The sequence below is a fragment of the Aeromonas sp. 2HA2 genome (assembly GCF_029237345.1).
GTDB classification, from domain to species: Bacteria; Pseudomonadota; Gammaproteobacteria; order Enterobacterales; family Aeromonadaceae; genus Aeromonas; species Aeromonas salmonicida.
Genome location: NZ_JAACGB010000009.1, coordinates 1 through 17,661 on the forward strand (window position 1 = coordinate 1; position 17,661 = coordinate 17,661).

The 17,661-nt window shown below is 59.1% G+C and carries 17 protein-coding genes; 12 read left to right on the plus strand and 5 right to left on the minus strand.

Annotated features, from left to right (window positions below; translation table 11 throughout):
- Positions 1–126, plus strand: a 126-nt coding sequence (locus GWQ29_RS12880) for an integrase core domain-containing protein (protein WP_265421721.1), incomplete at its 5' end; no start/stop codon positions are given.
- On the opposite strand, the gene GWQ29_RS12885 is transcribed toward GWQ29_RS12880, so the two are convergent.
- From GWQ29_RS12885 to GWQ29_RS12905, 5 genes are all read right to left on the minus strand, one after another.
- Positions 123–374: a DUF1272 domain-containing protein gene (locus tag GWQ29_RS12885; protein ID WP_058393546.1), complete on the minus strand. Its 252-nt coding sequence runs from the start codon at positions 372–374 to the stop codon at positions 123–125. The genes GWQ29_RS12880 and GWQ29_RS12885 overlap by 4 nt on opposite strands.
- Positions 375–413: 39 nt before the next feature.
- Entirely contained in the window at positions 414–743 is a 330-nt protein-coding gene (locus GWQ29_RS12890) for a DHCW motif cupin fold protein (RefSeq protein WP_275909071.1), read from the minus strand.
- Between the two features lie 180 nt (positions 744–923).
- Positions 924–2,792, minus strand: a complete 1,869-nt coding sequence (locus GWQ29_RS12895; RefSeq protein WP_275919584.1) for a U32 family peptidase — start codon at positions 2,790–2,792, stop codon at positions 924–926.
- 190 nt (positions 2,793–2,982) lie between these two features.
- The gene (locus GWQ29_RS12900; protein ID WP_265456280.1) at positions 2,983–3,591 is read right to left on the minus strand and encodes a LysE family translocator; all 609 of its coding nucleotides are present in this window, start codon (positions 3,589–3,591) and stop codon (positions 2,983–2,985) included.
- Positions 3,592–3,720: 129 nt separating this feature from the next.
- Positions 3,721–4,662: a LysR family transcriptional regulator gene (locus tag GWQ29_RS12905; RefSeq protein ID WP_005311863.1), complete on the minus strand. Its 942-nt coding sequence runs from the start codon at positions 4,660–4,662 to the stop codon at positions 3,721–3,723.
- A gap of 238 nt (positions 4,663–4,900) precedes the next feature.
- Here GWQ29_RS12905 and GWQ29_RS12910 point away from each other — a divergent pair, with 238 nt between their 5' ends.
- The 11 genes from GWQ29_RS12910 to GWQ29_RS12960 all read left to right on the plus strand — a co-directional run bounded on the left by GWQ29_RS12910 (position 4,901) and on the right by GWQ29_RS12960 (position 17,618).
- Positions 4,901–5,989, plus strand: coding sequence for a ketoacyl-ACP synthase III (locus GWQ29_RS12910; RefSeq protein ID WP_021140512.1), 1,089 nt, complete (start codon positions 4,901–4,903; stop codon positions 5,987–5,989).
- Between the two features lie 267 nt (positions 5,990–6,256).
- Positions 6,257–7,474 carry a methyl-accepting chemotaxis protein gene (locus tag GWQ29_RS12915; protein WP_275919585.1) on the plus strand — a complete coding sequence of 406 codons (1,218 nt, stop codon included), beginning with the start codon at positions 6,257–6,259 and terminating at the stop codon, positions 7,472–7,474.
- Between the two features lie 9 nt (positions 7,475–7,483).
- Positions 7,484–7,852 (plus strand): response regulator, encoded by a 369-nt coding sequence (locus tag GWQ29_RS12920; protein WP_021140510.1) that lies wholly within the window; start codon positions 7,484–7,486, stop codon positions 7,850–7,852.
- Between the two features lie 14 nt (positions 7,853–7,866).
- Complete coding sequence (locus GWQ29_RS12925) at positions 7,867–8,193, plus strand: STAS domain-containing protein (protein ID WP_265422128.1); 327 nt, start codon at positions 7,867–7,869, stop codon at positions 8,191–8,193.
- A 26-nt stretch (positions 8,194–8,219) separates the two neighbouring features.
- Positions 8,220–10,433, plus strand: coding sequence for a chemotaxis protein CheA (locus tag GWQ29_RS12930; RefSeq protein WP_275919586.1), 2,214 nt, complete (start codon positions 8,220–8,222; stop codon positions 10,431–10,433).
- A gap of 15 nt (positions 10,434–10,448) precedes the next feature.
- Positions 10,449–12,371, plus strand: a complete 1,923-nt coding sequence (locus GWQ29_RS12935; RefSeq protein ID WP_111589501.1) for a methyl-accepting chemotaxis protein — start codon at positions 10,449–10,451, stop codon at positions 12,369–12,371.
- Between the two features lie 12 nt (positions 12,372–12,383).
- Positions 12,384–12,956: a chemotaxis protein CheW gene (locus GWQ29_RS12940; RefSeq protein WP_275919587.1), complete on the plus strand. Its 573-nt coding sequence runs from the start codon at positions 12,384–12,386 to the stop codon at positions 12,954–12,956.
- A 72-nt stretch (positions 12,957–13,028) separates the two neighbouring features.
- The gene (locus tag GWQ29_RS12945; RefSeq protein ID WP_111589500.1) at positions 13,029–15,200 is read left to right on the plus strand and encodes a methyl-accepting chemotaxis protein; all 2,172 of its coding nucleotides are present in this window, start codon (positions 13,029–13,031) and stop codon (positions 15,198–15,200) included.
- A gap of 61 nt (positions 15,201–15,261) precedes the next feature.
- The gene (locus GWQ29_RS12950; protein ID WP_021140865.1) at positions 15,262–16,065 is read left to right on the plus strand and encodes a protein-glutamate O-methyltransferase CheR; all 804 of its coding nucleotides are present in this window, start codon (positions 15,262–15,264) and stop codon (positions 16,063–16,065) included.
- A gap of 10 nt (positions 16,066–16,075) precedes the next feature.
- The gene (gene cheD, locus GWQ29_RS12955; RefSeq protein ID WP_275919588.1) at positions 16,076–16,546 is read left to right on the plus strand and encodes a chemoreceptor glutamine deamidase CheD; all 471 of its coding nucleotides are present in this window, start codon (positions 16,076–16,078) and stop codon (positions 16,544–16,546) included.
- Between the two features lie 10 nt (positions 16,547–16,556).
- Entirely contained in the window at positions 16,557–17,618 is a 1,062-nt protein-coding gene (locus GWQ29_RS12960; protein WP_058393557.1) for a chemotaxis response regulator protein-glutamate methylesterase, read from the plus strand.
- Positions 17,619–17,661 lie beyond the last annotated feature (43 nt).

Below are 17,661 nucleotides of genomic sequence, written 5' to 3' on the forward strand. Positions count from 1 at the left end.
CGGGCAGAACACTTGCAACCGTGGCTGCATGAGTACAACTGGCATCGTCCTCATGCAAGTCTGGGCTATAAGCCCCCCATCAGTCGTCTTCAATCTGTGAACAACCTGGTGGGTTTACACAGCTAGCTATCTCTCTTGTTTCTCAGGGCCGGATTGAATATTCGCTTGATGGAAGCCGGACTGTTCGCCAGCTTGGCCGTGGGGCGGCGGGGACGCCTGACCAGTTCGCCGCCACAGTTGGGGCAAGTCAGTTGCAGATAGTGCTCGCTGCAATCGGCGCAGAAGGTGCACTCGAAAGAGCAGATATAGGCAAGCCCGGTGTCGGCGGGCAGGTCCTTGTCACAACATTCACAGTTGGGCCTGAGTTCGAGCATGGTGGTTGGCCTCAGTGGCAGCGGAAGAAGGTGAGCGGCTCAGTCGACGATAAAGAGCCTGGCACCCTGCTCGGTGAAGGATCTATGGGGCTCGGCGTTGTCGGCCACCTGATAGCTCATACCAGGTGTCAGGGTGAAAACCCGGCCATCCTGCAGCTCTGTGTGCAGCTCCCCCTCAAGGCAGAGCAGGACGTGGCCCTTGCTGCACCAGTGATCCGCCAGGTAGCCAGCAGAATATTCCACCATCCGAACCCGCAGCGCACCAAAGGTTTGGGTATGCCAACGGGCAACGCCGGTTTCCCCCTTGTGCTCGGTCGGCGCTATATCGGCCCAGCGGGTCGTGCAAAACGGCAGATCTTTGATTTCCATCACAACTCCATTTGTCGAAAAAACGGGGATCCCAAGGACGACTCGCTTGCCCCCACAGAAGGCATCGCCATGCCAGCCGTTGACCGCGGCATCTCGGGCAAGCGGGCCCTCTCTCGAGCGTCTTATACTGCCATCAAACCCACCCCTGTGGCATGCCCCGTCTGGTATCTTGATGGGCCATTAACGCTTGAGGCTCCCCATCACCTGCATTTCGCAGCGGTGGCAGTCAAAGCGCAGGCGGAAGGTATCTTTACCCATCTTGAGCTCCAGCGGCTCGGCCTTGAGACCGGGCACCTCTTTCGGGCAGAGGTTCTGGCTGTAGCGGATGCAGTGCTTGGTGATCATCAGCACCACTTCTCCCTCCTCCTTGTTCGCCTCATAGGCGGGGGCGATGCGCTCCACCCCGTGCTCGCGGAAGAACTGCTCGGCGGCACTGTTCAGCACATTGCCAAGGTAGGAGAGGCGGTGCTGGGGATAGCTGACATCCCGCAGGGCGATGCGCCGCTCGGGCCTCTGGTAGCTGGCAAGACGAGCCTCTTCCAGCGCGGCTATGCCGTCCCGACGAAGACCGTTGAGCATCGACGCGGCGATGAATAGCGGGTAAGTGAATGCCAACTCAATCTTGCGCGCCACAAACAAGGTATTGCCGAGCTTGCCAAGCTGGTCGCGCGCTTGTTGCAGCGCCCACTCCGGATTGTCGGCAAGCTGTTTGTCGCAGGGAAGCCGGACGGTGGCGCTGATGCCCTGCTCATCGGTGAGATCGAGCCGGATCCCTTCGTCGCACTCAGAGAGCTGCATATCGACCCGGATACGGCGATCCGCGCTCGCCTTCTCCAGCATCTTGCTGAACGCCTGATCGTGATTGCGGTAGATTTCTGTGCCCACTTTCAGACCAGGAATGGACTCGGAGAAGAGTAACTGCTTACGTCCTGCTCTCTCTTCCACCTTGTTGAGGCGCATACCCACCAGCTCCTTGTTCGGCTTGAAGAAGCCGAGACCGTCGCCGTTGTTGAGAGTGACCTGCTTGCCGTCTATCTCGATACCGTCACGAGTCACCTTGGTGACTCGCCCCAGCGGCTCGCCCACGTATTTCGGACTTTGGGTGGAATCGATCCCCTGTTGGCGACCATGGAGGAAATAGTCGGTAGCGCCACGGTTGAAGCTCTTTTTCGGATCCGGCTCGAAGCTGTAGCTGCAACGACCCGCCGAGGCGGCCACCAGATCGGAGCGGCTATCGAGAATGGCGTCGAGCTTCTTGCGATACCAGGCGGTGACGTTCTTGACATAATCGAGCCCCTTGAGGCGCCCCTCAATCTTGAAGGAGCGAATGCCTGCCGCGATCAGCGCCTCCAGATTGTCGGTCTGATCCATGTCCTTGAGCGACAACAGGTGACTGTCGGCCACCAGCACTTCCCCATCGGGCTTTTGCAGCGAACAGGGCAGCCGGCAGAGCTGGGCACACTCGCCACGATTGGCGCTGCGGCCGGTGCGGGCATGGCTGATATTGCACTGGCCGCTGTAAGAGACACAGAGCGCGCCGTGGATAAAGAACTCCAGCTGTACATTGGTCGCTGCGCTTATCTCGCGGATCTGCGCAAGGGACAGTTCGCGCGCCAACACCACCTGAGAGAAGCCCACATCCTGCAGAAACTTCACCTTCTGTGGCGTTCGGTTGTCGGTCTGGGTACTGGCATGGAGCGCTATGGGCGGCAGATCGAGCGCCAGCAGCCCCATGTCCTGCACGATAAGTGCATCGGCCCCCGCTTGGTAGATCTGGTGGGTCAGGCGCCGGGCCTGCTCCAGTTCGTGATCGTGCAGCAAGGTGTTGAAGGCGACAAAGACCTGGGCGCCGAAACGGTGGGCATGGCGCGCCAGCACTTCGATATCATCGAGGGAGTTGCCCGCCGCGCTGCGGGCACCAAAGGCAGGGCCGCCTATATAGACGGCATCGGCGCCATGGTTGATCGCTTCGATGCCGTAGGCGAGATTCTTGGCCGGAGCCAGCAGTTCTAGGCGCTTCGGTGTGTGGTGATGAGTCTGTGGATGCATGGTCTCTGAATCTATCGGCAGACAGAAAATGCCCGTCACTCTAGGCCAGTCACCCTGGATTTGCCTTGATCCCGCTTAAGATCACCGCGAAATACAGGATTGAACGTCTGGCGCTCGCAGTACCGCCTGTGGAGCCGGGAATTCGTTCAGCGGCCCTGCCCTCATGGCACGAGCCGCTGACAAGCGAACCTCAGAGCACCACTTTGAGCGCCAGCCCCAGCAGCACCAGACCACTCACCTTGTCGATGACAACGGACTTGGCCTTGAGCCAGGCCAGCACTGGGCCGCGAGAGAGTACCAGCGCCACCAGCACGTACCAGACAGCATCTATGCCGCCTGCGGTGAGCATCATGATCCCCCCCTCGTTCCAGCCAGTGTCGGCCCGCACAAACTGGCTGAACAGGGCGATAAAGAAGATGGCGAGCTGGGGGTTGAGAAAGGCCACCATAAAGCCTTCGAATGCCCCCTGACGGCCACGCAGTTGATGAACCACCTCCTCGGTCTTGGCACTGACGGGCTTGGCAAGCAACGCCTTGATGCCGAGCCAGGCGAGAAACGCGGCGCCGCCGTAGCGGATCAGATCAAACAGCAGCGGCGTCTGGGTGATCAACACCGACAGCCCCAGCGCAGTAATGAGCGCATAGATCCCCACCCCAATGCCGTGACCGAGGGCGGTCGCCACCCCGTGCCCCTGCCCACCCTGCACAGTGTTGCGAATGATCAACGCCAGACTCGGCCCCGGGCTGATGGCCCCCATTACACAGATCGCGGCCAGTGCCAGCCAACTCGTCAATTCCATACCCTTTCCTTGTCTGCACGCTGAATGTAAATACCTGGGCTCAGGGTAAGGGGCAGCTTGTTATGCCAGAAGTGAAAGTTGTGAATAGATTCCATAGCCAATGGCTATAGTCTGGTACAACTGACTGGGCTAGCGGGCACGAACCAGCAGCTTGCGGCTCTCGGCAATGGTGCGCTGCAGGTGCTCCCGCAAGAAGGGGTAAGCCAGCTCGCGAAACCACTTGTGGGCAGGATCCTGATGATGGCGCTGATGCCACAGCAGATGATACTGCTGGGATCGAGTCGCAAATGGCAGATCCTGAAAGGTGAGCCCGTGCTCGCGGGAGAGCTGCCAGGCAATATGGGCAGGCGTCGTCATCAGGCAATCGGTGCGCAGCAACACCTCCACCGCAGCCTGAAAGAAAGGTACACGGGCAAACCAGCGCCGAAGCAGCCCCTGCGGCGCCAGCACCTGCTCTACCGGGCTGTCCTTGTCTCCGCCGCCACTCACCTGCAGATGGGGCCAGGCGAGATACTCATCCAGGCCTAGAGGATTGCCCGCCAACGGGTGGTGGCTGCCCATCAACACCACCAGCCGATCTTCTCCCTGATGCAGACCACGGATCTGCTCCGGCACCAGATCCGTGATAGTGGAAACCAGATCCAGCTCGGATTGCCACAACTGTGGCAGCTGGCGCTTGTCCCACAGACTGTATTCCAGCGCAGCCAGGGGCGCTTCCCTGGCCAGCGCCGCACAGATATCCGGCAGAATATGCTGGGCCACGTAATCGGACGAGGCGAGTCTGAATACCCGCTCGCAGCGGCCAGGGTCAAACCCGGGCGCCTCATAGAGCCGCTCCAGTGCACAGAGGGAGTCAGACAGCTGAGCCGCCAGCGTCTCGGCCCTGGGCGTCAGCAACCAGCGTTGCCCTTCACGCACCAGCAGTTCATCACCAAACTCGTTGCGCAACTGGCCGAGCTGCTTGCTGATGGAAGGCTGGCTCAGGTGCAGCAGCTCCGCCGCCCGGCTGATGTTGCGGGTCTCCAGCAACACCTTGAGGGTCGGCAACAGGTTGAGATTGGCTTTGTGCAAGGGGTGACCCCATCCATGGTGGAAAGCCCTATCTTAGGGCAGAGGCGTCTTTCGTTTTAAGCAAAATTTCCCGCTATTTTCGGCCACAGACGCCACCTGTCGAGCCGCCTTGCAGCCAGATGACCACTCAGGTAACCCTTCAGATAACGATGACCACAAGATGACAGTGGTTGTCTCGTGCGGCATAATTGCGCGATTTTCCGCCCGCGGGCGATCCACTTTGAGAAGCGGTAACAAGATGAAATACGCCAATATCACCGGTTGGGGCAAATGTCTGCCTCCCTCTGTGCTGACCAACGATGACCTCAGCACCATCATGGATACGTCGGATGAGTGGATCTATCCGCGTACCGGTATCAAGGCCCGCCGGATCTCCCATGTCAGCACCTCGGATCTCGCCACCCTGGCCGGTCGCCGCGCCCTCGCCTGTGCCGGTCTCGACGCCAGCGATCTCGATGGCATCATACTGGCCACAGCCACCCCGGATAATCTGCTGCCGAGCGCCGCCTCTGCGGTGCAGAAGAAGCTCGGCGCCGTCAACGCCGCCGTGTTCGACCTCAACGCCGCCTGTACCGGTTTCGTCTACTCCCTCTCCGTCGCCACCTCTCTGGTACAAACCGGCATGATGAAGAAGGTGCTGGTGATCGGCGCCGAGCGCCTGACCTATCTGCTGGACTGGGCACGCCGGGACACTGCCGTGCTGTTTGGCGATGGCGCAGGTGCCGTAGTGATCGAAGCAAGCGAGCAGGAGTGCGGCCTTATCGCCAACAAGCTCGGCTGTGACAGCGAAGCGCGGGAAATACTGCACGTCCCGAACTTTGGTACCGATCGAGTGCGTTTTGCCGATGTCGATGGCCTCTTCACCTTCAACTTCGAAGGACCAGAGATCTTCAAACGCGCCGTGCGCGGCATGGGAGAAGCTACCAGCTCAGTGCTGGCTCAAGCTGGCATAGACCCTGAACAGGTCGATCTCATAGTGCCGCACCAGGCCAACATCCGCATCATCGAGACTCTGGCCAAGCGCATGAATGCCCCCATGGAAAAGGTGATGGTCAACATCGAAAACTACGGCAATACCTCCGCCGCTACCGTGCCCATCGCCCTGTGCGAAGCGCTGGAGCAAGGCCGCGTCAAGCCGAACTCCTATCTGCTCACCGCCGCCTTCGGTGCCGGTCTGACCTGGGGCGCCGCCATCATCAAATGGGGCGATCGCGTCACTCCTGTCGGCCAATGCGATGCCGAACTGCCCCCATGCGACAAGAGTGCGCTGGAGCTGATTGCCCACGCCGTCGAAGGCTGCCAGAAGGCCCACGCCAACCAGGCCTGATCCTCATCGGGAGCCTGATCATCAGGCTCCTCTCTTCTCCCTTTACCACCTTCCCACTCGTTAGATCATCACCACGCTACCGCATCCATATTCCAGTTTTCTCAGTACTCCCCCCCGAATAAGACCAATTCGCAACCAAGTACTTTTTTTGCGCTAACCTTACTGAGCCATTTGTAACTATGGGTTCAGGCGCAGCTCATCCTTCTTGTCACCAGCGGGAGAGCGGCGGGTTCCCATCTCAACTCACGTGCAGGGATGAGTTCGCGTATGACAGATCACAAGACGGCAGAGACCACTGCATTCTGGGACCCGGTGAGCTGGGCATCTTGCCTGGGCATAGGCCTGCTCAGCACCCTCTTGCTGGTGCTGGCCGGCAGCCCCCTGCCTTATCTGCTTGCCAACGGCGCGCTGGCGCTGGGCGCCGCCGTGTGGAACTCACACCACTATCACAACAAGCAGGAGTCAGGACCCCACGAAGAGGAGCAGGCTCATACCTGGTCAGCAGCCCAGCTCAACCACTCCATCATCGGACTCGAGCAGGTGTGTGAAAAGGCCGTCCCCATCTGGTCACAACAGATTGAAAACTCTCGGCTGCAAACCGAAGAGGCCATGATCGATTTGACCCAGCGCTTTGCGGGGCTCACCACCAAACTGGAAGAGGCAGTAGCCGCCTCACACGATGCTGCCGGGGATCTGGGGGGGGCAAAGTCGGCAGGCATGGCCGCCGTACTCGCCGAGAGTCAGGCCCAGCTCAATCAGGTGCTCACCATCATGCATTCGGCGCAGGCCAATCGCGACGCCATGCTGGCAGAGATCAAGACCCTTACCGCCTACACCATAGAACTCAATACCATGGCGCTCGACGTGGCCAAAATAGCCTCCCAGACCAACTTGCTGGCGCTCAATGCCGCCATCGAAGCCGCGCGGGCTGGTGAGGCAGGTCGTGGTTTTGCCGTGGTGGCCGACGAAGTTCGCACCCTCTCACGCCTCTCCAGCGAGACGGCCCAAAAGATGACGGACAAGGTCGACACCATCAACACAGGTATCGGCCGCGCCTTCCAGATAGCAGAAAGCGCCGCCGCACGAGACCAAGCCGCGGTCAGCGACTCTGAACGCGCCATCGAGCAAGTACTGGAGCGCTTTCGTATGGCTACCACCAGCCTGTCGGAATCAGCCGTCTTGCTGCAGAGCGAGAGCGCAGGGATCCACAGGGAGATCTCCGATGTCATAGTGTCGTTACAGTTCCAGGATAGGGTCAGTCAAATACTCAACCACGTACGCCAGAACATGGACAGTCTCTATGACCACCTGGTTTCTTCCCGCAACCGGCCCCATCAATCCGGCCCCCTCCAGATCGATGCAGACAGCTGGCTGGCTGAGATGGAGCTCTCCTATGCCACCGATGAACAACGCAATATTCACCACGGCCGCCGCCAAGCCACTGTGGTCAACGCATCCAGCAATACAGACGTCACTTTTTTCTAGGAGAAAACTATGCCCAAAACAGTCCTGATCGTGGATGACTCGGCAACTATTCGCCAAGTGGTCGGCATGACACTCAAGGGAGCCGGATACGAGGTGATGGAAGCCTGCGATGGCAAGGATGCCCTCAGAAAACTCGACGGCAAGAAGATCAATCTCATCATCAGTGACGTCAACATGCCGAACATGGACGGCATCAGCTTCGTCAAGGAGGCCAAGAAACTGGCCAGCTACAAGTTCACCCCCGTCATCATGCTGACCACTGAATCCCAGGACAGCAAGAAGCAGGAGGGGCAAGCAGCCGGGGCCAAAGCCTGGGTGGTCAAGCCGTTCCAGCCAGACCAGATGCTGGCGGCTGTCGCCAAGCTCATCATGCCCTGAGCCTGGAGGCGACCATGCCGCTGCACATAGAGACGGGTGAGCACAAAACCCTGGTCAAAGTATCGGGGGAGATGACCATCTATACCGCCGCCGAACTCAAACAGGCGCTCACACCCCTGCTCTACCGCCAGCAGGCGCTGGAGCTGGATCTTTCTGGGGTATCCGAGATGGATAGCGCCGGACTGCAACTGCTGCTGGCCGCCAAGAAAACGATGCAGCAAGGGGGTTATCCGCTGCATCTGGTCATGCACAGCCATGCGGTGCTTGATGCGCTGGAGCTGTGCCAGCTGGCTGCTTTCTTTGGCGATCCCACCCTTATTCCCCGCGCAGATCACGCCTAGGCAGTCCCAGTGACAAGGAGGCATTCGTGAGCATCAATCTTGATCAGGCCCTGCAAACCTATATAGCCGAGGCACGCGAACTGCTGGAAGAGATGGAATCTTCCCTGCTGGCCCTGGAAAACGACCCGGAGAACAGCGAGCTGATCGGTGCCATCTTTCGGGCGGCACATACCATCAAGGGCTCCGCTGGCCTGTTCGGCTTGCAGCCCATCGTCAGCTTTACCCACATAGTCGAGGATCTGCTCGATCAGGTGCGCAATCAGCAACTAGGGATCACGACTGCGCTCATCAAGGATCTGCTGGAGAGCCGGGATCATATCGAGCGACTGGTCTATCTGGTTGCAGAGCTAGGGTCGGCGCCAGGGGACGATGAACTGGCGCAAGACGCTCAGCTGAGGCTTAATTTGGCTCGGCATCAAACTGCCAGCCAGAGCCAGCTGCCGGAGCGCACTGCGTCAACCCCCCCGGACCCGGTCAGCAAGGAGGAGGGGCACACCAGCGCCACTTCCCTGTGGCACATCTCCCTGCGCTTTGGCCCGGATGTGCTGCGTAACGGCATGGATCCCACCTCATTTTTGCGTTATCTCGGCACCATGGGCACCCTCTGCGCCATCGAAACCCTCCACGATGCCCTGCCCGACTGGGAACATTTTGATCCGGAAACCTGCTACCTCGGCTATGAACTCGATGTCGATACCCAGGCTGACAAGAGCACCCTGAGCGATGTGTTTGAATTCGTACGTGACGACTGCCGCATCACCATATTACCCCCGCATAGCAAGATTGCTGAATACATAGACCTCATCAATGAATTGCCGGAAGACAACGACATGCTGGGGCAACTGCTGGTCAAGACAGGAGCGTTGACGGCAAGCGAACTGGCTCTGGGCCTGCAAACTCAGCATGACGACCAGCGAACAGAGAACAGCAAGCTGGGAGAGATACTGGTCGCTCAGGGTGCAGTCGACGGAGTCGTGGTGGACGCGGCGCTCAAGAAACAGAACCAGAACAAGGAGAACAAAAACAAGGAGGGACGCTACGTTCGGGTACACGCCGACAAACTGGATGAGCTGATCAATCTGGTCGGCGAACTGGTGGTCGCCAGCTCGGGGGCCAGCCTGCTGGCACAGCGCTCGCGGGACAGCCAGCTGCAGGAGGCCAACTCCACCATCGCCATGCTGGTTGAAGAGATCCGGGACGGGGCCTTGCACCTGCGCATGGTGCCCATCGGCGACACCTTCAACCGCTTCCAGCGGGTCGTGCGGGATGTCAGTCACGAGCTGAACAAGGACATTGCGCTGGTCATCACGGGCGGAGATACCGAGCTCGACAAGTCAGTGGTGGAAAAAATAGGCGATCCCCTGATGCATCTGGTTCGCAACTCCATGGATCACGGCATAGAGTCGGCCGAGCAGCGCCTCGCAGCCGGCAAACCGGCAAGAGGCACCTTGACCCTCAACGCCTATCACGACTCCGGCAGCATCGTCATCGAGATCCTGGACGACGGTGCCGGACTCAACAAGGCAAGGATCCTGCAAAAGGCGCAGGAGCGGGGGCTGGTGACCGCCGGCACAACATTGACGGATCAGGAGATCTATCAGCTCATCTTCGAGGCTGGCTTCTCAACCGCCGAGGCCGTTACCAACCTCTCGGGCCGGGGCGTCGGGATGGACGTGGTCAAACGCAACATCACGGCCCTGCGCGGCAGCGTCGAGCTGGACAGCAAGCCGGGACAAGGCACCCGGGTTCAAATCAGACTGCCACTGACTTTGGCCATCATCGACGGCTTCCTGGTTCGAGTCAGCACCACCCATTACGTCATCCCGCTCGACATGGTGATCGAATGCGTGGAGCTGACCCAGAGTGCACTGGCTGACACCCAGGGACGCAACTACATCAATCTGCGTGGCGAGGTGCTGCCATTTGTCCGGCTTCAGCACTACTTCGACGTCGAGGGGGCAAGAGGACGCAGGGAAAACATCGTCGTCGTCAGTCACGGCGGCAAGAAGTCCGGGCTGGTGGTCGACGAGCTGCTGGGGGAGTTCCAGACCGTCATCAAGCCGCTCGGCAAGCTGTTTCAACGCCTGCAGGGAATCAGTGGCTCCACCATTTTGGGGGGGGGCGAGGTCGCCCTGATCCTGGACATCCCCTCCCTCATTCAACATGCCATCGATCAGGAGCTGGGTCAGCTGAGCCAGTACGCCATTCCTCGCATGCAAACCCAACCAAGAGCCAATTAACGCCAGGAGCCAGTCATGTTCAAAAACTCCACCATTAAAATGCGCCTCACCATCTTGCTCTGCCTGTTATGCGTGCTGCTGCTGGCGGTGGGCGGGCTGGGACTTTACAACATGCAGAGCAGCAATCAGGGCCTGCAGAGGGTGTATAACGACCGGGTGGTGCCGCTCAAGCAGTTGAAAACCATCTCCGACAATTACGCCGTTGCCATCATAGACAACGTCAACAAGGCCAATGCGGGTCTCACCAGTGCCGAAGAGGCGCTGCAACATATCCAGCAGGCCCAGCAGCAGATCAAGCAGGAGTGGCAGCACTATCAGTCCACCGAATTAACGGGTGCAGAACAGAAACTGTCAGCAGAGGCGGGCAACCTGTTCAGCGCGGCGGATCGCGATATCGCCCAGCTGGAGCAATTTCTTTCGACCCAACGCGGTGTCATCACAGGTACGCTCAATGACTTTGACGGCAAACTTTATGGCTCCATCGACCCCATCGGCAACAAGATAACCGAGCTGGTCAACCTGCAACTGGATGTCGCCAAATCCGAATATGAGCAGGCCCAATCCTGGTATGACACCATGCTGCTCACCATGATGGGGGTGATAACAGCAGGCATAGTGGCAGCGGCCTGGTTTGGCATCGTCCTCATCCGCAGCATTATTGCCCCCATCAATCAGGCGCTGCAGGTAGCCAACCACCTGGCAGAAGGCAATCTGGATGTCACCATCACCATTGGTGCCCATGATGAAGCAGGCCAACTGCTGATGGCCATGCAGAACATGGTCAACAAGCTGACCTCTCTCATCAATGACATTGAAACCCTGGTCACAGCGGCCGTCGAGAAGGGGGATTTCAGCTACAAGATAGCGCTGGACAACCGGCAGGGGTACATCAAGCGCCTGTCCGAATTGCTGAACCAGTTGTCCAATGTTACTGACACCAGCCTCAAGGATGTGATGCGCATCGCCACCGCCCTGTCTCAGGGAGACCTGACCCAGAAAATTGAGCAACCCTACCCGGGCATTTTTGGTCAGACCAAGGATGGCCTCAACAGCACCATAGACGCCTTGACCGCCATTATTGAAGAGGTGCGCAACGCCGCCGACAACCTCACCAACGCCTCCAATCAGGTCAGTACCACGGCCCAATCCCTGAGCCAGGCCACCAGCGAACAGGCCGCAAGCGTCGAGGAGACCAGCGCCTCCATCGAACAGATGAGTGCCAGCATCAACCAGAATACCGACAACGCCAAGGTCACTGACAACATGGCGAGCGGCGCCGTGCTTGAAGCCACCGAAGGGGGTCGCTCGGTACAACAAACCGTGGCGGCAATGCAACAGATCGCCCGCAAGGTGAGCATCATCGATGACATCGCCTACCAGACCAATCTGCTGGCACTCAATGCCGCCATTGAGGCTGCACGGGCCGGTGAACACGGCAAGGGATTTGCCGTGGTGGCCGCCGAGGTGCGTAAACTGGCCGAACGCAGCCAGATAGCGGCGCAGGAGATAGGCGAGCTTTCTTCCAGCAGCGTCGATACCGCGGAAAAGGCAGGTAGCCTGCTCGACAAGATAGTGCCTTCCATTCGCAAGACATCCGATCTGGTGCAGGAGATCAATGCGGCATCCGGCGAACAGGCCAGCGCCGCCAACCAGATCAGCATGGCCATGAGTCAACTTAACCAGGTGACCCAGCAGAACGCGGCCAGCAGCGAAGAACTCGCCGCCACCGCCGAGGAGATGAGCTCCCAGGCCAACGAGCTGCAGCAAACCATGGATTTCTTCTCGCTGGCAAACCTGGCCAAGCCCTCAAAGCCGAGTGACAACTCGCATAGAGGCTCGGCCCCCAGAGGCAAGTTTGTCATGCCTGCCCAACACCCGCTGCACGGCAACACGGCGCCGCAACCCCTGGTTGACGAAGCCGACTTTGTCCGCTTTTAATCGGAGAGACCCATGAGCATGTCAACCGAAGTGGCCGCGCCCCCCAGCACACTGGCCCATGACAATCAGGGCGACGCCCAATACCTGACATTCCTGATCAATGGCGAGATGTTTGCCATCAATATTCTCGGGGTCAAAGAGATCATCGAGTACGGCAACATCACTCCTATCCCCATGATGCCAAGCTTCATCCGGGGCGTGATCAACCTCAGGGGAGCTGTGGTATCAGTGGTGGATCTCAATGCCCGCTTTGGCAACGCACCCTCCAGCATCACTCGCCGCAGCTGCATCGTCATCATCGAAGGAATACACCCGGATGACTCGGAGCATGGCAATCAGGACATAGGCGTCGTGGTGGATTCGGTATCTGAGGTGCTGACCATTCCCTGCGACAAGATAGAGCCGCCCCCCAGCTTCGGAGCTCACATCCGGGCCGACTTCATCAGCGGCATGGGCAAGGTGAATGGAAAGTTCGTCATTCTCATCAATACCGAGAAGGTGCTCTCCATCGACGAAATGGCACAACTCAGCGAACTGACCCAGCAGCAGGAACGGCAGTTGGAGCACAGAGTGCAAACCCCTTAAGCAGGGTATTAAAAACAGCAAGGGTGACGCTCACACCACACAGCAATGGCATGTCGCACAAGGATAAGGCTCATGACTCAATCATTCTTTGGCAATCTCTTCGGCAACGGCAGCGCGCATGCCTTGCTGCAAACAGAACTGACCCAGCTGATAGGCGCCACACGCACCCTGCAGCAAGGGATAGCGCAGGGTGACCTGCCAACCCAGCTTGAACCGGGCACACTCAGCGGCCCACTGCGGGAGCTCTGTCAGGAGTTCAATGCCGTGATCACGCTGCTGGGGCAGCGGCTCAGCAGCAGCCTCACTACCATCAGTGACAATCAGGCGCGCTATGACGAGAACCTGCGAGTACGCAAGGCGCTGGATGGCGCCTCGACCAATGTGATGATCGCCGATAACAACCTCGACATCGTCTACATGAATGAAGCCGTGCTCGCCATGCTGGGGCAGGCGGAATCCGACATCCGCAAGGATCTGCCCAACTTCGACACCAGACAACTGATGGGCAAGAACATAGATACCTTTCACAAGGATCCGTCCCACCAGCGCAGCATGCTGGCCAAGCTGGACAAGACATACCGCGCGCAGATCTCGGTCGGTGGCCGCATCTTCTCCCTCATTGCCAACCCTGTCTTCAACGACAGCGGGGAGCGACTCGGTTCAGTGGTGGAGTGGGCCGACCGGACCAAGGAGATCGCCATCGAAAACGAGGTGAAAGCGGCAAACACTGCGGCCAAGCTCGCCGCCGCCGAAAGCCTGCGGGTCAAGAAGGCGCTCGATGGTGCCAGCACCAACGTGATGATTGCCGACACAGACCTCAACATCATCTATATGAACGAGTCAGTCAGGGCAATGCTGAGCGAGGCCGAATCAGACATTAAAAAAGAGCTCTACAGCTTCAACTCCGCCACCCTGATGGGTGCCAACATCGACAGCTTCCACAAAAATCCCGGCCATCAACGCAGCATGCTGGCCAAGCTGAACAACACCTACCAAACCCAGATACTGCTCGGCGGGCGCACCTTCTCCCTCATCGCCAACCCTGTGTTTGGGGACGATGGCGAGCGGTTGGGATCCGTGGTCGAGTGGTCGGATCGCACCAAAGAGGTCTCTATCGAGCGGGAAATGTCGGAGATAGTGCAGGCAGTGATCAAGGGCGAGCTGCACCGCCGCATGGACCTGACCGGCAAGAGCGGCTTCTTCCAGACACTGGGGGAAGGCATCAATCATATTGCCGAGGTAATAGACACCAGCCTCAACGACGTCATCAGGGTGGTGCAATGCCTGGCCAGGGGCGACCTGACCCAGACGATCGAGGCCGACTATCCCGGTGTGTTCGGCACCACCAAGGACTCCCTCAATCAGACCATAGTCTCGCTGACCAACATAGTCACAGAGGTAAGAGGGGCTTCTGACAACCTCTCCAGCGCCTCTGAGCAAGTCAGCGCCACCGCCCAATCCATCAGCCAGTCGAGCAGCGAGCAGGCATCCAGCATGGAGCAGACCAGCGCCTCCATAGAGCAGATGAGTGCCAGCATCAACCAGAACACAGACAACGCCCAGATCACGGATGGCATGGCCAGCAAGGCCGCCAAGGAGGCGATGGAAGGGGGTGAAGCGGTCAAGCTCACGGTCGATGCCATGAAGCAGATCGCCAAGCGGATCGGCATCATAGATGACATCGCGTACCAGACTAATCTGCTGGCCCTCAACGCCGCCATCGAGGCGGCGCGGGCAGGAGATCATGGCAAAGGCTTTGCGGTGGTTGCCGCCGAGGTACGCAAGCTGGCGGAGCGCAGTCAGGTAGCCGCCCAGGAGATAGGCGAGCTGGCTTCCAGCAGCGTCGACATGGCGGAGAAAGCGGGTCGCCTGCTCGACCAGATGGTGCCCTCCATCAACAAGACCTCGGATCTGGTGCAGGAGATCAGCGCCGCCTCCGCCGAACAATCCACCGGCGTCAGCCAGATCAACATCGCCATGAATCAGCTAAGTCAGGTGACTCAGCAAAATGCCTCCTGCAGCGAGGAGCTGGCCGCCACCGCAGAGGAGATGAGCAGCCAGGCCGAGCAACTGCAACTGGCCATGGAGTTCTTCACCCTGGAGCAACACAAAAGCGGCGCGAGTCAGAAAGCCGCGCCCCCCCGTGCTGCTACGCGAGGACGATTCGTGACTGACGGCAATGGGCAGGATGGATTCGGTACCTCCCCTCGCCCCCGCAACGATGGGGATTTTGTCCGGTTTTAATCGAGGGGCCGGGTGAGCATGGCTCCCCCGACCCAACCCTATCGCCACAGGGAGCCCGACCGTGTATCAGACCCAGTTGCATGATGATGAATTTGCGCAGTTTCAACGCTGGATCCACCAGACGGCGGGCATTGATCTGTCACCGGCCAAGAAAGCCCTGGTCGCCAGCCGGCTGTCAAAACGGCTCTGCCACTATGAGCTGGAGAGCTATGGTGACTATTTCAGCCTGATCATGAACCAGAGGGGGGCCGAGCTGCAGGTCGCGCTGGATCTGCTCACCACCAACGAGACCTACTTTTTCAGGGAGCCAAAGCACTTCGAGTTTCTCAGCGAGAAGGTACTGGCACGACTGCCAAAAGAGAGGGGGGTGAGAGTCTGGAGCGCGGCCAGCTCATCGGGCGAAGAGCCTTACAGCCTGGCCATGACCCTGGCCGAGACATTGAGCCAGGGCAATTGGGAAGTCATCGCCTCGGATATTTCGACCAGGGTGCTGGAACAGGCGAGAGCGGGGCAATATCCCATGGAACGAGCCCACAATATTCCGCTCTCCTTCCTGATGAAGTACTGCCTGAAGGGCGTGGGGTTTCAGGAGGGAACCTTCATCATCGATCGCAAGCTCAGGGACAAGGTACAGTTTCGCCACATCAATCTGAATCAGGAGCTGCCCGACATCGGCATGTTCGACATCATTCTGATCCGCAATGTGATGATCTATTTCAACCGGGACACCAAGGGACAAGTGCTGCAGCGTCTGGTGCCGCGCTTGAAGAAGGGGGGCTACCTCATCGTCAGCCATGCGGAAAGCCTGAACGGCCTGCCCCACGGCTTGCAACTGGTATCGCCGTCCATCTATTTGAAACCATAAGGGTTTCAGAATGAAAGAGATCATGCTGCAACCAGGAGAGTTCTTTTTTGGCCAGGATGACACCATCATTCGCACCCATCTGGGCTCCTGTGTCGCCATTACCATGTGGCATCCGGAGCAGAAACGGGGTGGCATGTGCCACTACATGCTGCCAAGCCGGGCTCGCAGCGATGACCCACTGGATGGCCGCTATGCCGATGAAGCAATCCAGTTATTTATCAATGAAATAAGCAAGTACCCCGCCCCCATTCACGACTATGAGGTCAAACTGTTCGGCGGCGGCAACATGTTTATCGAACAGCAGACATTCACCACCATGAATGTGGCCATCAAGAACATCAAGGCAGCCTGGCAACTGACGCAGCACCTGGGCCTGACCATCAAGGCCCATCATCTCGGACATGCAGGACACAGAAGCCTGATCTTTGAACTGGCCAGCGGCAATGTCTGGGTTCGTCATCATCGGCTGCCACATCGTTAAGGGAACGGGAATGAAACAGATCAAGGTCATGCTGGTGGACGACTCCGCCGTGGTCAGGCAGGTGTTACAGGCCATTCTCGAACAGGAGCCGGATATCAAGGTGATAGCCACCGCCTCGGATCCGCTGTTTGCACTGGAAAAACTGAAAAAAGAGTGGCCCGACGTGATAGTGCTGGACGTGGAGATGCCACGCATGGATGGCATCACCTTCCTCACCAAGATCATGGCCGAACACCCTACCCCGGTAGTTATCTGCTCGTCCCTGACAGAGAAAGGCGCGGAAACCACGCTGCAGGCCATGGCCGCCGGTGCGGTGGACATCATCACCAAGCCCACGGTCGGCCTCAAAAGCTTCTTGCAGGAGTCGGCACAAGCCTTGGCCATGGCGGTGCGCGCAGCCGCCCAAGCCAATGTCAAACGGCTGGGCAAGGCGCCCCCGTTGATCGTGGCGGCCAAACTCAGCGCCGATGCCATCATGCCGCCAGCCAGCCAGCATGCCATGGCCCAGACCACGGAGCGGATCGTGGCGATCGGTACCTCCACCGGCGGTACCCAGGCACTGGAAGCCGTGCTGACGAACCTGCCACGGGTCTGTCCCGGCATCGTCATAGTGCAGCACATGCCGGAGAAGTTCACCGCCTCCTTTGCTGAGCGGCTCAACAGCCTTTGCCAGATCGAGGTGAGAGAGGCCAAAAGCAACGACAGGGTCATTCCGGGTCTGGCACTCATAGCCCCCGGCGGCAAGCACATGCTGCTCAAGCGCAGCGGCGCCTATTATCACGTCGATGTCATGGATGGCCCCCTCATCAACCGCCATCGCCCCTCGGTGGACGTACTGTTTCGCTCGGTCGCCAAGTTTGCCGGCGGCAATGCCACCGGCATCATAATGACGGGCATGGGAGATGACGGCGCTCGCGGGTTACGGGAAATGCTTGAGGCGGGGGCCAATACCTTCGCCCAGGATGAGGCATCCTGCGTGGTGTTCGGCATGCCCAAGGAGGCCATCAAGCTCGGGGCCGCCCGTCACATACTGCCGCTGCAGGATATTCACCACGCCATAGTGGGTCGATAAAGCGCGCGTTCAGCCACTTGCGAAGTGTGCCCGGCCTGCCGGG